10 protein-coding genes are annotated in these 13952 nt (G+C 50.2%); all 10 read left to right on the top strand.

Features of this window, described 5'->3' with window-relative positions; genetic code table 11:
* Positions 1-2 precede the first annotated feature (2 nt).
* Positions 3-1277: a hypothetical protein gene (locus PMW70_RS00050; protein WP_271743491.1), complete on the top strand. Its 1275-nt coding sequence runs from the start codon at positions 3-5 to the stop codon at positions 1275-1277.
* Positions 1274-2491, top strand: a complete 1218-nt coding sequence (locus PMW70_RS00045) for a glycosyltransferase (protein WP_158567054.1) — start codon at positions 1274-1276, stop codon at positions 2489-2491. Before PMW70_RS00050 ends, PMW70_RS00045 begins: the two co-directional genes overlap by 4 nt.
* Positions 2491-3549 carry a polysaccharide biosynthesis protein gene (locus tag PMW70_RS00040; RefSeq protein ID WP_117767112.1) on the top strand — a complete coding sequence of 353 codons (1059 nt, stop codon included), beginning with the start codon at positions 2491-2493 and terminating at the stop codon, positions 3547-3549. Before PMW70_RS00045 ends, PMW70_RS00040 begins: the two co-directional genes overlap by 1 nt.
* Positions 3550-3552: 3 nt before the next feature.
* Complete coding sequence (locus PMW70_RS00035; RefSeq protein ID WP_271743490.1) at positions 3553-4698, top strand: polysaccharide pyruvyl transferase family protein; 1146 nt, start codon at positions 3553-3555, stop codon at positions 4696-4698.
* The gene (locus PMW70_RS00030; RefSeq protein WP_271743489.1) at positions 4699-5883 is read left to right on the top strand and encodes a Coenzyme F420 hydrogenase/dehydrogenase, beta subunit C-terminal domain; all 1185 of its coding nucleotides are present in this window, start codon (positions 4699-4701) and stop codon (positions 5881-5883) included.
* Positions 5883-7271: a lipopolysaccharide biosynthesis protein gene (locus PMW70_RS00025; RefSeq protein WP_117767106.1), complete on the top strand. Its 1389-nt coding sequence runs from the start codon at positions 5883-5885 to the stop codon at positions 7269-7271. The genes PMW70_RS00030 and PMW70_RS00025 overlap by 1 nt, the downstream gene beginning before the upstream one ends.
* A 22-nt stretch (positions 7272-7293) precedes the next feature.
* A complete protein-coding gene (locus PMW70_RS00020; protein ID WP_271743488.1) occupies positions 7294-8523 on the top strand; it encodes a polysaccharide biosynthesis C-terminal domain-containing protein in 1230 nt (409 codons plus the stop codon).
* 4 nt (positions 8524-8527) lie between these two features.
* On the top strand, positions 8528-9712 hold the full coding sequence (wecB, locus tag PMW70_RS00015) for a non-hydrolyzing UDP-N-acetylglucosamine 2-epimerase (RefSeq protein ID WP_117767102.1): 1185 nt from the start codon (positions 8528-8530) through the stop codon (positions 9710-9712).
* Between the two features lie 490 nt (positions 9713-10202).
* Positions 10203-12602: a tetratricopeptide repeat protein gene (locus PMW70_RS00010; protein WP_271743487.1), complete on the top strand. Its 2400-nt coding sequence runs from the start codon at positions 10203-10205 to the stop codon at positions 12600-12602.
* 158 nt (positions 12603-12760) lie between these two features.
* Entirely contained in the window at positions 12761-13879 is a 1119-nt protein-coding gene (locus tag PMW70_RS00005; protein WP_271743486.1) for a hypothetical protein, read from the top strand.
* The last annotated feature ends 73 nt before the right edge of the window (positions 13880-13952 follow it).

Genomic DNA, 13952 nt, shown 5'->3' with positions numbered 1-13952 from the left:
AGATGGTCGGAATCAACTCAGTTGCCTGTTCGCGGATAAAGGCTCCAGTCGCGATAACGACAGCCTCGTTCGCAAACAAGTGTTTCAGCGTACTAGTTATTCTTTTGCCCTTTTTACAACAGTATATCGGCGTGGGCAACGTGGTTTCGCTCGGTGAAATTTTAGTTGCCCCCTTCATCCTTGGTTTTCTTATTGCTGACGGGAAAATTATTGGCACTTTGGTTGATCGTTCCCTATTTTTCTTCTACCTAGTCTCGATTGGGTTAAGTGTCATCGGCGGTTTCACTTTCGATTACTTTTCTTTCGGCGAGTTTTGGACACTCGTTGCGAGGCTAGTTTTTTACGCAGGTTTAATATTGGTTGCGCGGAGACATTTCTCCTGGGACGCCGTTCGAGACCTTTATCTGCTACTCGTCACTGTTGCCGCGCTATACCTGGTTATCCAGTATGTTTACCATCTTGCGAGCGGCGGCTATCTCCCCATTGTCATATCTGACAGCCTAGTCTTCTCACCTGAGAAGACCTTTGACACTTGGACCGACAAGTACCAATGGTATTTCAGGCCGTCCTCGCTCTTCCTCGAACCCAGCTATTATTCACTTTTCACCTTGCCGGCTTTGGTTATATTTGCCATAGGGGAGAAGGATAAATCACTTCCTAGATTTGTTTTGCTGGTGGTCACTTATGCTCTCAGCTCAGCAAACTCAGGTTTGCTTGCCTCAATCGTGGTATTGATCTTTTTCCTTGTTTTTAAGAAGAAGACACAACTTGACTTTCTTGTTGCATCGTTAATGCTTCTCGTTGCTGTTCTGTACCTTCCGTTTCATAATGTCGACTGGATAACCGCGGCGGGCGAGAGGCTTGCTGCCGGAGGCTCGTTGGATAATAGAGTTATCCGCGGATTCATATGCTTTGGATTTCTCGACTCCTTTCATCAGGTTGTTGGAGTTGGTCTTAACAACCTTGGTTCTTATATGAGCTACAACGCGCTGTCCACCGGGTTTGACAGCGACGGCCTAAATTACTGTGCGACATGGATTCAGACGCTCAATTATTCTGGAATTATTGGATTCTGCGCCCTTGTTTTTTATGTTGGATCCTTGTTTAAGCAATGTAATGGACGTATGTCCCGAGCCCTGTGCATAGTCTTGATCGTTGTTATGGCATATGAATCAATTCTCTTTTCCTACAGATTTGCTTTCATGGTCATCCTCCTCGAGGGATTCATTCGCAGCGAAAAAGCTGCCGCTGAATGCGAAGCCGAGGTGCAGCAATGAAAATTGTCATCGCTGCACTTCAGCGGTTGAGCGCCAACGGGATATGTGCACAGGCCGTTGTCTCGGAGCTAGTGCGACGCGGGCACGAGGTCGTTTGGGTTTGTAACCATGAGTTTGAATCACACGACCGACAGGATGGGGTAGAGTTTCGCGAGATCGATCCCCGCTGGGTCGACGTAGCACTTGCGAGACATCCCGGTCGTTCGGCTGCCCATACTGCTATCGTCGCGGCCAACCGTTTCGGAATGCTGCGCTCTTTGGGCACGTGGCCCCTTGTGTCAAAAGGCTATTCTCGACGCGTGACCAGGGCAGTTTGCGAGGCTTGCGTCGGCGCCGACATCGTGGTGGGGGCATACACTCAAATCGACGCTCTCATCGCTGCGCATGAGGCCAAATCCCGGAACCCACGGCTTCACTACATTGCTTGGTTCCTGGACAGCTTTGTGGGTGGTTATGGCCCGCGCTTTTTATCTGCAAAACAACTTGAGGAGCGAGGCAAACGTTGGGATCGCGAGTTGCTCGACAATGCCGATGTTGTCGTGTCTATGGAGTCAGCCCGCTGTTTCCATATGGATCGATGTGTTAACGAACCATGGTTCGAAAAAATGCGCTTCTTAGATCTCCCCTTGCTCGACCTTCATAGGATGGTCGATTGTTCCGACGATCCTGGTACTCCCAAAGGAGTAAAGACTATCGTCTATGCGGGTTCTCTTCCCAAGGGGATTCGCTCACCTCGCTTCTTCCTGAACGTGCTTTCCTGCATGCCGGAGGAACCGCTGCGAGTTGTGTTCGTCGGTGATGCAGCCAATGACGATCTCAATGCGGCAGCTTCGAGTGACCGACGCATTGAGATTCGGGGGCGTCTTTCGCACGGCGATGCCGTGGCGCTTTTGCGTTCGGCAGATTTCGTACTCACCCTCGGAAATCGCCTAGACAACATGACACCCTCGAAAGTGTTCGAGCTCATGGCCTTGCGCAAACCCATATTGGCTACTTATCCCATAGATGACGAGCCAAGCATGCCGTACTTGAAGCGTTACGGCGACGTGCTGCTATTGGATGAAAGGAGTGATGCCTCTGAGGCGGCGACAAAGCTTCGCGACTTCCTCCGTATGTCTCATGAACCGCCTACGGTGGAAGAGCTTGAGAAAAACTTCTGGAACAACACGCCGTCGGCGTTTTGTGACCTTATCGAGTTATTAGGAGATAAATAATGAAATCAAGCACTGCATTTAAAGACAAGACCCTCATGATCACGGGTGGCACCGGCTCGTTCGGCAACACCGTGCTCAAGCACTTCATGAACACCGACCTGGCCGAGATCCGCATCTTCTCCCGCGACGAGAAGAAGCAGGACGACATGCGCCACCGCCTGCAGGAGAGGTCGCCCGAGCTCGCCTCCAAGGTGCGCTTCTTCATCGGCGACGTCCGCAACGCCCAGAGCGTGCGCGACGCCATGCACGGCGTGGACTACATCTTCCACGCCGCCGCCCTCAAGCAGGTGCCCTCCTGCGAGTTCTTCCCCATGGAGGCCGTCCGCACCAACGTCATCGGCACGGACAACGTGCTGCACGCAGCGATTGAGGAGGGCGTCGACCGCGTCGTGTGCCTGTCCACCGACAAGGCCGCATACCCCATCAACGCCATGGGCAAGTCCAAGGCCATGATGGAGTCCATAATCTACGCCAACGCCCGCAACGGCGCCGGCCGCACCACCATCTGCTGCACCCGCTACGGCAACGTCATGTGCTCGCGCGGCAGCGTCATCCCGCTGTTCATCGACCGCATCCGCAAGGGCGAGCCGCTGACGGTCACCGACCCCAACATGACCCGCTTCCTCATGAACCTGGACGAGGCGGTGGACCTGGTGCAGTTCGCCTTCGAGCACGCCAACCCCGGCGACCTGTTCATCCAGAAGGCGCCGGCGTCCACCATCGGCGACCTCGCCGAGGCCGTCCAGGAGGTCTTCGGCCGCGTGGGCACCCAGGTGATCGGCACCCGCCACGGCGAGAAGCTCTTCGAGACCCTCATGACCCGCGAGGAGCGACTGAGGTCCGAGGACATGGGCGGCTACTACCGCGTGGCCTGCGACTCGCGCGACCTGAACTACGACAAGTTCGTCGTGGACGGCGAGGTGGAGACCCAGGCCGACGAGTCCTACACCTCCCACAACACCGAGAGACTCGACGTGGAGGGCACCATCGCCAAGATCAAGACGGCCGAGTACGTGCAGCTGGCACTCGAGGGCCGCGAGCACGAGGCGGTGCAGTAGACAGTGGCTAAAATTGGAATCTTAACTTCAACTCCGTCGTTTAATGACAATTATGGAGCTATTTTGCAGGCATATGCCCTGCAGCGCTGGTTAATTCTTGAGGGACATGAACCCAGCGATATTCTTTATCATGGGGATAATGAACCTATGTTAAATAAAAAGATGAGTCCGGTCGTTCGTTTTAAGGGTGTTTTCTTTTCAGGGAACACCTTCCGGCAGGCGCTCGGAACTGTTTTAACAAAAAAGGTTCGTCAAGCCCGTAGTAGGTATTTTCAGATGTTTCAGAATGCTCACCTCGTAATATCAAACGAAACTTATGATTTTGCAGCATTAAAAAAATCTGTCGATGATTTTGATTGTTATATTTGTGGAAGCGACCAGGTATGGAACCCAAGAGTCCATGGAGGAGTCAATGACCCTGGTTATTTCTTGCAATTTGCTGTTGGCGAGCGTCTCACGATAGCATATGCTCCAAGCTTTGGTGTTTCCGTTCTTCCCGATGCGTGCTACGACAATCTTGCAGAGTTTGTTGCCGGGATTGATTATGTTTCCGTACGCGAGGATTCCGGCGCTAAGCTACTTGCCGATGCTGGAGTTAAAGCTCCGGTAGTCGTTGATCCGACTATGCTTCTTACCGATAAAGACTACGATAAGATTGCAATTCGACCTGACTGGCTTCCGGAACGTTACATAGCGGTATACAAATTTGGAGAGCGTAACGAATTCGATTCAAAAATCAAGGATACTGCCAATAAGCTTGGTCTTCCTATTATTAATATACCTGCATCCGTTGACTCCTCTTTCAAAACGCGTTGGGATATTGGCCCGTCAGAATTTATTGCAATTATTCGCGATGCTGATTTAGTCTGTACCGATTCCTTCCATGCCACGGTATTTTCGACGTTATACAAAACGCCATGTATTGTTTTTCCACGAGATGCTATCGGCTCCAAAAAATCGATGAATTCAAGAATGGAAGGCTTGCTTGATCGTCTTGGAATGAGCTGCAGGTACGTAGCTTCATCTTCAGAATGGGATCGGGCCCTTGCAATGAAAATTGATTATTCAGAAGCTCATAATAGGCTTGCCGCATGGCGTTCCGATAGCGAAAAATATTTGATCTCAGCTCTTTCAGGAATCGGCGAATAGATGGCAGGTAATGAGTCAGTGACTATCGAGGACATCGATGGGATTTCCTCCTTATGCACAGGATGTGGAGCATGTGCCGCTGCGTGTCCGACGGGTTCAATTTGTATGACAACCGATAGGGAAGGCTTTTCTTACCCCCGCGTAGATAATAATCAGTGCATTGCCTGTCACAAGTGTCTCAATGTCTGTCAGGCGTCTCGGGATAGTGCCAAACATAACCCGATTGAAATCGAAGCGCTATATGCCTCCCGAAAAGACGAAAGAGCCGCTGGATCATCTGGCGGAATCATGGGTCTACTAGCCAAGCGAGTTTTAGAGTCAAATGGTGCAGTGTTCGGAGCGGTTTTCGATGCGGAGGGCCATAGGGTTATACATGCATCTACGGAAACGCATTCCTTGGAGAAAATCCTACGTTCTAAGTATGTCCAAAGTGAGGCGTGGCCAACTTATGCTCGTGTAAAACAGCATCTATGTTCTGGTGAACAGGTCCTGTTTTGCGGCACGCCTTGTCAAGTTATCGGACTAAACCGGTATCTTGGAAAACAGTACTCCAATTTACTGACAGTTGATTTCTTCTGTCACGGTGTTCCTTCGCCCGGTTTTTTTGCTGATTACGCTCGTCTAGTCGAAAGTCAAAAGGGGAGCCGTTTGACTGATGTGACCTTTCGCGAGAAAAGTCACGGTTGGAGAGAGCAGCACATGCGTTGGTACTTTTCAGATGGATCGAATATAGAAGAACCTTCCCTCGATAATTGCCATTACTTCTTCTTTTTGGGCAATTATTCCTTAAGAAAATCATGTTATACGTGTGAGCTGTATAAACGTCATGAAGCAGATATAACACTGGCAGATTATTGGCTAATTGACCCCGCGTTTGATGACGATCTTGGCACCTCTCTTGTTCTTGCAAATACGGAAAATGGATTAACCTTTCTGAAGGATATCAAGAAAGACACTATTGAGGTCCCTGTTGACAATTTCGACTTCGAAATTTATCGACATAGCTACTGCCCTAATAAACGCGCTAACTTTTTTGATTGTTACGTAAATGAAGGTATTGAAGCAACATGCGGTTCTTATTTCGATAATGAGCATCGCGTATGGTGTATTAGAAACAGATGCGGCGCAATTAAAAACGCTTTTGTGTCAAAAATCAAAAACTGCATAGGGGCATTTACAAGATAATGGGCAGTAAAAAAAGCTTTATTAAGAACTCATTGCTGTTTATGCTTGGTTCTGGATTATCAAAAGCACTCGGCATCATTATGTTGCCGTTATACACTTCTCAAATTCCAACAGAAGATTACGGTGCTTACGATATTTCGCTTACTCTTATCACAATTGTAAGTTCGATTGCATACTTCGAACTTTGGTCTGCCGTCTTACGTTTTATGTATGATCGCTCAGACAGAAATAGTAAGGCAACAGTTGTTCGATCTGGTCTATATCTGTTACTATGCGCGACGGTAGTATTTGTAATACTTGGAGTGGTATTGTGCTCATCCCTTTCTCTGGGTCATCCGGTATGGTTGATGAGTTATGGAGTTGCAATATCTACGTCAACGTTTTTTTGTTTTGTAGCAAGGGGCTATGGAAAGAACGCTGAGTTTACGTTATCTGGTATTTTGAGCAGTGTTGTAATTGCAGTTACAAATATTGGTCTGATTCTTTTACTCCATTTTGACTATTCCGCTCTGTATATCAGTTATGTAATAGGCTCAATAGTTCAGTGTGTTTATCTTGGCTGGACTATTGGTATTGGCGAGATAGTCAAGTCGTCAGAAAAGGATAACGAACTAACAAAAAGCCTATTGCGTTTTGCTGCGCCCTTATGCTTGAACACGGCTTCTTATTGGCTATTATCAAGCGCTTCTCGACTTGTTTTCAACTATATGAGCGGAAATGCTGCAAGCGGCGTGTTCTCTGTTGGAAATAAATTTGGCCAGGTCATAGTTCTTGCAACAACGTGTTTTACATATGCATGGCAAGACCTTTCATTCTCAGAAAGCTCTAAAGGGGCAGACTCTCTTTTTTATACACGTGCATGCCGTACGTATCTGACTTTCTTATCGGCCGCCTTTGCTCTTCTGCTCCCCATGCTCAGGTGTGCCTTTCCACTTTTCGTCAGGGGTTCCTATGGCGATGCAATCGATATAGTCCCGCTTGCCCTTGTCGTTGCTTTAATTAGTGGATACTCTGGCTTTGTTGGCAACGTTTTTTATGCTATCAAAAAAACAAAGACAATTACCGTTTCAACGGTAATTGCAGGTTTAGTCGCTGTAGGCTTTTCGCCTTTATTTATCAATATTTTAGGCGCAAATGGAGTAAATGTTGCCGTTCTTCTCGGGTTTATTGTAAATCTTGCAGTTAGAGCGTTCGTACTAAACCGAGAAATCGGCTTTAAGCTCTGTTATAAAATCGTGATACCGTGCTCGTTGTGGATAGCGCTTTCTTGTGTTGCGTTTTGGTATGGACTGCTGTGGTCAACAATTTCTTTGATATGCAGTATTTTCATTGCCTGTTACCTATTTAAAGACGAAGTATCGTCATTATTTCATCTACAAAATAAGTGACCAATTTGCCTAGATTTTTGGAATGGAATTAATCTTGAAAGTACTAATCACTGGATCGAAGGGGTTCGTGGGTAGGAACCTCTGCTGTGCACTGAAGAACATAAGGGACGGCAAGGACCGTCGCGAGAAGTATGCGAGCCTGCTGCCCCTCGAGGTCATGGAGTACGACGTCGACTCGACGCCCGCTGAGCTGGAGGACTACTGCTCCCGCGCCGACTTCGTCTTCAACCTGGCCGGCGTCAACCGCCCCAAGGACCAGGCGGAGTTCATGGAGGGCAACTTCGGGTTCGCCTCCACGCTGCTGGACACCTTGGAGCGCCACGGGAATAAATGCCCCGTCATGCTCTCCAGCTCCGCGCAGGCGAGCCTGTCGGGCCGCTTCGGGGGCTCGGTCTACGGCGAGTCCAAGCTCGCGGGGGAGGGCCTGTTCCGCGAGTATTCCGAGCGCACGGGCGCCCCGGTACTCATCTACCGCTTCCCCAACCTCTACGGCAAGTGGTGCCGCCCGCGCTACAACTCCGCCGTGGCGACCTTCTGCGACGCCATCGCCAACGGCCGCCCCTACACCGTGAACGACCCCTCGGTGGAGCTCGAGCTCCTCTACATCGACGACCTGGTCGACGAGATGCTGGGCGCCCTGCTGGGGCGTGAGCACCGCTGCGGATACGAGGGGCTCGAGCGCATCGAGGGAGATCAGTTCTGCTACGTCCCAGAAACCGACGTGAAGACGCTGGGCGAGATCGTCTACCTGCTGGACAGTTTCCGAGACAGCCGCGAGACGCTCTCGGTGCCCGACCTGACCGAGGGCTCCTTCTCCAAGAAGCTCTGGAGCACGTTCCTGTCCTACTACGAGCCGGGGCACTTCGCCTACGGACTCAAGCCTAACGTGGACGTGCGCGGCTCGTTCACCGAGTTCCTGCGCACGCCGGAGCGCGGCCAGGTCTCCATCAACGTCTCGAGGCCCGGTATCACCAAGGGCAACCACTGGCACATGAGCAAGTGGGAGAGGTTCCTGGTGGTCTCCGGCACCGCCTCCATCAAGCTCAGGAAGGTGGGGGAGGACTCCGATGGAAACCCGTTCCCCGTCGACGAGTACACCGTCTCGGGTTCGGACATGCGCGCCGTGGAGATGGTCCCCGGCTACACGCACTCCATCACCAACCTGTCCGACACCGAGGACCTCGTGACGGTCATGTGGGCCAACGAGCCCTTCGACCCCGAGAATCCCGACACCTACTACGAGGAGGTCTAGCCGCATGGGCAAGGACTATTCCGATATCGCATTCGAGGACGACGGCCGCCTGAAGCTGCTCATTATCGTGGGCACCCGCCCCGAGGTCATCCGCCTGTCCGAGGTCATCAAGAAGTGCCGCCGCCACTTCGACTGCCTGCTGGCGCACACCGGTCAGAACTACGACTACACGCTCAACGGCATCTTCTTCCGCGACCTGGAGCTCGCCGACCCCGACGTCTACCTGGACGCCGTGGGCGCCGACCTCGGCGAGACCGTGGGCAACATCATCGCCGCGAGCTACAGGCTCATGGTCCAGGTCCAGCCCGACGCCCTTCTGATCCTGGGCGACACTAACAGCTGCCTGTCCGCCATCGCGGCCAAGCGCCTGCACATCCCCATCTTCCACATGGAGGCGGGCAACCGCTGCAAGGACGAGTGCCTGCCCGAGGAGACCAACCGCCGCATCGTCGACGTGATCTCCGACGTCAACCTGGCCTACTCCGAGCACGCCCGCCGCTACCTGAAGGACACCGGCTGCGCCCCCGAGCGCACCTACGTCACCGGGTCGCCCATGGCAGAGGTCCTGCGCGCCAACCTGGAGAAGATCGAGGCGTCGGACGTCCTGACCGAGCTCGGGCTGGAGCCGAAGAAGTACATGCTGCTGTCCGCCCACCGCGAGGAGAACATCGACACCGAGGTCAACTTCACGAGCCTGTTCACCGCCATTAACGCGCTGGCCGAGAGGTACGACATGCCGATCCTGTACTCCTGTCACCCGCGCTCCCGCAAGCGCCTGGAGGCCACCGGCTTTCAGCTCGACCCCCGCGTCCGCATGCACGAGCCCATGGGCTTCCACGACTACAACTGCCTGCAGATGAACGCCTTCGCCGTGGTGTCTGACTCCGGTACCCTGCCCGAGGAGTCCAGCTTCTTCGCGAGCGTCGGGCATCCGTTCCCGGCGGTGTGCATCCGCACCTCCACCGAGCGCCCCGAGGCCCTGGACAAGGCGTGCTTCACGCTGGCCGGCATCAGCGAGCGCGGCCTGCTCCAGGCCGTCCGCACCGCCGTCGAGCTCGATGCGGAGGGGTCGCTGCCCGAGGCTCCCGTCCCCGACTACGCCGACGAGACCGTGTCCACCAAGGTGGTCAAGATCATCCAGAGCTACACCGGCGTCGTGGACAAGATGGTGTGGAGGAAGAGCCTCTAGCCTCATTACTAATGGATAGCCATTTTAAATATTGCCAATTATCGGCTAAACATCTTGCAGATGTTGCCGACAAATTCTATACGAAAGATTTGTATTGAGGAATTAGTACAATGGGCGGCCCTTTGCTTTCTGCAAAGGGCCGCCCACCCCTTATAGCCCTCATTGCTAATAAAGCTTCGATTCTTTCACACAGCGAATTATAGAGCACTCGCTTTATGTGAGCCGCGCATACCTCGGACCATTCGCTGTTTGTATTTATTGCTGGTATATTACGTCCTATGTAAGGAGGAAAGGAATGTTTGGAAAAGTCAGGAAAACGAGAAGCGACTGTACGGTTGGTACCTACGAGAAGAAGCATGACCTTCCTGCAGGAACACTTAGGAACTCTGATGGTCGTAAGGCCAGAAAGGATAAAACTCTGAAATCCCTTCGAAAAGAAACTGGAAGCGACTATCGATAACTTCTGAAACTATAAGATTGGGGTACTGCAATGGGAACTGATGTCTTTGTTCTTGGCGACGATCAGAGCTATGCAGCAAGCATGGCCAATGACTACACCTTGAAGCCGTCGTCTGAGATGAGCGGTCGTTCAAGTTCGCGAGCGCATATTCAAGAAGTTGCTGCCGAAGTGCTTTCGAAGGAAAACGGGACTGGCAAGGTCTTTTCGATCTACGGGACCGGCGGGCTTGGGAAGACGTTCCTCATGGAAGAGTTGTATTCCGACTTTACACATAGGTTTACCCACAATACCGTTGTTACCAGGCATAGCTTTGAAGGAGAAGAGATAACCTCTGAAGAGAAGATTCTAAAAGAGCTCTCGGATCTTCTTGCATGCAACGGAGTGCCAAGTCCAACCTTTAGGATGAATTACTACGCATGGAGAGCAAAAGCATCGAATTTTGCATTGGCTAAAGCCGAGTTCTGCGCTGATTTTGAGCAAGCAAAAAAAAAGGGAGTCGAGATTTCGACGATGTTGTCGGGTCTTGCTGCTCCCTTTATTGATCAATTTACCCAAGGCCTTGGTGGCTCTATTCTTAATGCTGCCATTGAGATTGGGGTTTATGCAGCCGATTCTATTAAAAGTGCCAAAGCGTGTAATGAATGGAAGAGCCTAACGGAAGAGAAAACCTCCAGTGATTTGAAAAGGTCATTGGCGGCTAGTCTTAAGTCTGAAATCGAAGCGTGGACTGGTCGCAATGAACGGAAGCTTATCTTCTTTTTGGATACATTTGAGAAGCTGCGTTGGGTTGCTGGTGAATGGCGAATAGGTCGATACGATTGGGCAAAGACCATCTCGGAGACAAAGGGGTCTCTCTGGATTGTCGCTGGGCGCTGCAGACTTGCATGGAAAAATGTGGTTCGTTTTCCTGTTCAGCTTGAGCCCATGAGCTCATCTGAAGCAGACGACCTGTTGGTGAAATGCGGAGTCAGTGATTCCGAGCTGCGTAGCTTGGCTGTGGAGAAAGCCAGAGGAATACCCGTATACTTAATAATGCTTGCTGACATGATTAATAGATCGTCAGTCGCGGAGGCAAGGCGCGACCTTCTTTGCATTGTTGATTATGATAATCTCGTCGAAGTGTATTTACGGGGCCTCGATGCCTCCCTTAAGCCTGCCATCTATACCGCTGCTTTTATTGAGTACTGGGACTACGAATTTATGATGGCAGTTGGGGAATCCTTCATTGATCCTAATGCTATTGCTCAACTTGAAAATCTTTCCTTTGTATGGAAGCGGCAAGATAGCTTTGAAATGCATGAGGTTGTCGCCGATCTCATTCGTAGATCTGCTAAGGGCCCTGTCGTATTGAAGCTTTTCAAGGCGTGCGGAGATTTGCTCGGGCAGTTGGGCTCAGACGATAAAAGGACTGCCTATGCAAAGGATACTTATAGACTTCATGTGCTCAAGGCAAGGCAACTTCTTGCTGTAGAAGGTGTGGACGTTCTTGGATCCGAGGCAGCTTTTAATGCTCGCATGCAATATGCCGAGGCGGCATGGCACAACGGTCAAGTTGAGCAGGCATATGACCTTTATAAAGAAATTCAATGTTCTTACGCTCCTACAAGCTCTGCAGATGAACCTAGCATTTATTTCTTGAGAGCAAAACTCAAGACTGCGGCTCTTAAAACTCAACTTTGGTTAACCAGAGGCGAAAGAACATGGCATGAACAAGCCATCGCAGATACCGTTGAAGTTTTAAATGACGTAAGGGAGCATTATCCGAATGAACGGCTCATTTATCTTTCGGCGCTTAATGATCTTGGTATTTCCTGGAAACGATTCAAAGACTTCGACAAGGCTTTCTACTATCAGAATCAAGTTGTGAGAGCGCTTAAGGATAAAAAAGCCAAGGAACTAGATGCCGATGAGGCTCGCTTTATTAACAACTACGGAGCAACATGCCAACAATACGGTGCCAAGCTTAAACAAGAGGGCAACGCTTCCGAAGGGCAAGAGTACCTTAAAAGGGCTTTGAAGTATTACGACAAGGCCTACAAAGCGCGTAAGACTCTGTTTGGCACAAACAGCCTTCAGGCTTTAATCGTGCTTACCAACAAGGGCGTTGCCAACATGTTGATGGGCAAGTATCCTGAAGCTGAAAACATGCTTGAAAAAGCCTATAGAGGCTTTAAAAGCGGTGGTTTCCCCACGGGAGATTCCTCTTATTTGAGAGCTAGATTTCAGCTGGCCAATGTTAGTTCTAACAAAGCAAGAGAGCTCAAGGATGCTGGCTTGATCGATGAGGCGCGCATCGAGGGGCGTAAAGCGCTTGAGTTGCACAAGAAGGTTTATAACGATAAGAAAGAATGCCTAACTGAATGGGCTGTTGATACGGGAAAATCGAGAGATGCGGTAAAGGCCGCTGAAAAGTTTTTGGCAGAGCTTTAGTGGGCGATTGTTGGCTGTTTGTTTGTATTGATTCGTGTTGGATCGTCTAACTGTAAAAGTCTTTAAAGGCCACTATTTACCGTTTATCGAGAAGAAGTTTATTGCTACGACACGAGTGCTAAAATCAGCTCATCAATCTCTATATTAGGGGTGTAGCAATGTTTGATACCAAAATCGCTCTTGAGCAATTTAATGCGCTTTCTGATGTTGCAAGAAAGCGATTGAGTAGCGCCCTTGATTCAATAGAGCATGGTATTTCACCTAATACAGATGCCATTCATGATCTGAGCCTTTCTCTTTCAGATTTAAGATCAGCATATGAGAAAGCAAAAGGTGCTGCCATTCATTGCGCTAACGCCGACGGTGTGAATGATGCTGATGCAGCTTTTTGCTCATATATTGAAACAATTGACGAAAATGAACGCCGACAATTAATTGCTGCATTACAACCAATTATTTCTTTACTTGAGAGGTTTGTTAGAGTTAAGTCTGACAAGGATGCCTTTATGGGAGACCTTATTCCCATTCAAAGCGAGGCATCAGACTTGCTTGATAGTCTAAAAAATGACCCACTGTCTTTAAATCAGGGCGAATCGGGTTTAAATAACAATGTAGTTAGGCCTAAACAGCTTTTTATGGAGGCCCTACATCATGAGGACATGACCGATGATAGGGGTATCGAACTTTCTGAAGAACTTGCCGGCCTCTTTCCGCAGCGTATTATCTACGGTCTTATAGCAGGTGTCTACTATGAACCCCACAACCCGAATCCCATAAAACAGCCGGAGCCTCAGGCTGCAGTTTATCAGGCAAAGAGCGACCCTGTCTTGCCTGTTTCCGAAGTGAAGAGTGAAGCCTTATCCTCTATTGAAGAAGATGGTGGATGCGCTGATAAAGAATCGGCTCCATTAGCGCCTCAAAGGCCTTCTCTTGGCAAGAAAAAACTCGGCATTAAGAAACTCCAGAGCGACGTATTGAATGCTGGATATGTTGCTAGATTTACATTCTCGCTGCTCGCGTCATGGCCTGGACTCACTTCAGGCCAGATTGCTCGAATTGCATCATCGTTTTACGAATGGGATACCGTTCCCGAAGCCGTTCAGACGATTATCGATCGTCTTGTCAAAAAGACTTATTTAGAATCAGTCGCGGTCAGTGACAATACTCAATATTTCCTAACGGTCCCTGCTGCTGTACTTTGTAGCAAAGAAACCGTATATAACTACAAGAATGCTTGCCGAAAATGGTTGATTTTCAATCTCAACGCAACAGTCTGAACGGACCCCGCGTTTCCGCAGCTAGCGCAACGCGGAAATAGCCCCCGGCACCTGGCTATCGCCTCGTTTCCGC

This window comes from Collinsella aerofaciens, assembly GCF_028209625.1.
GTDB lineage: Bacteria > Actinomycetota > Coriobacteriia > Coriobacteriales > Coriobacteriaceae > Collinsella > Collinsella aerofaciens_AM.
Note: the sequence above shows the minus strand (reverse complement) of the source record. Positions and strands in the feature narration are given on the sequence as shown.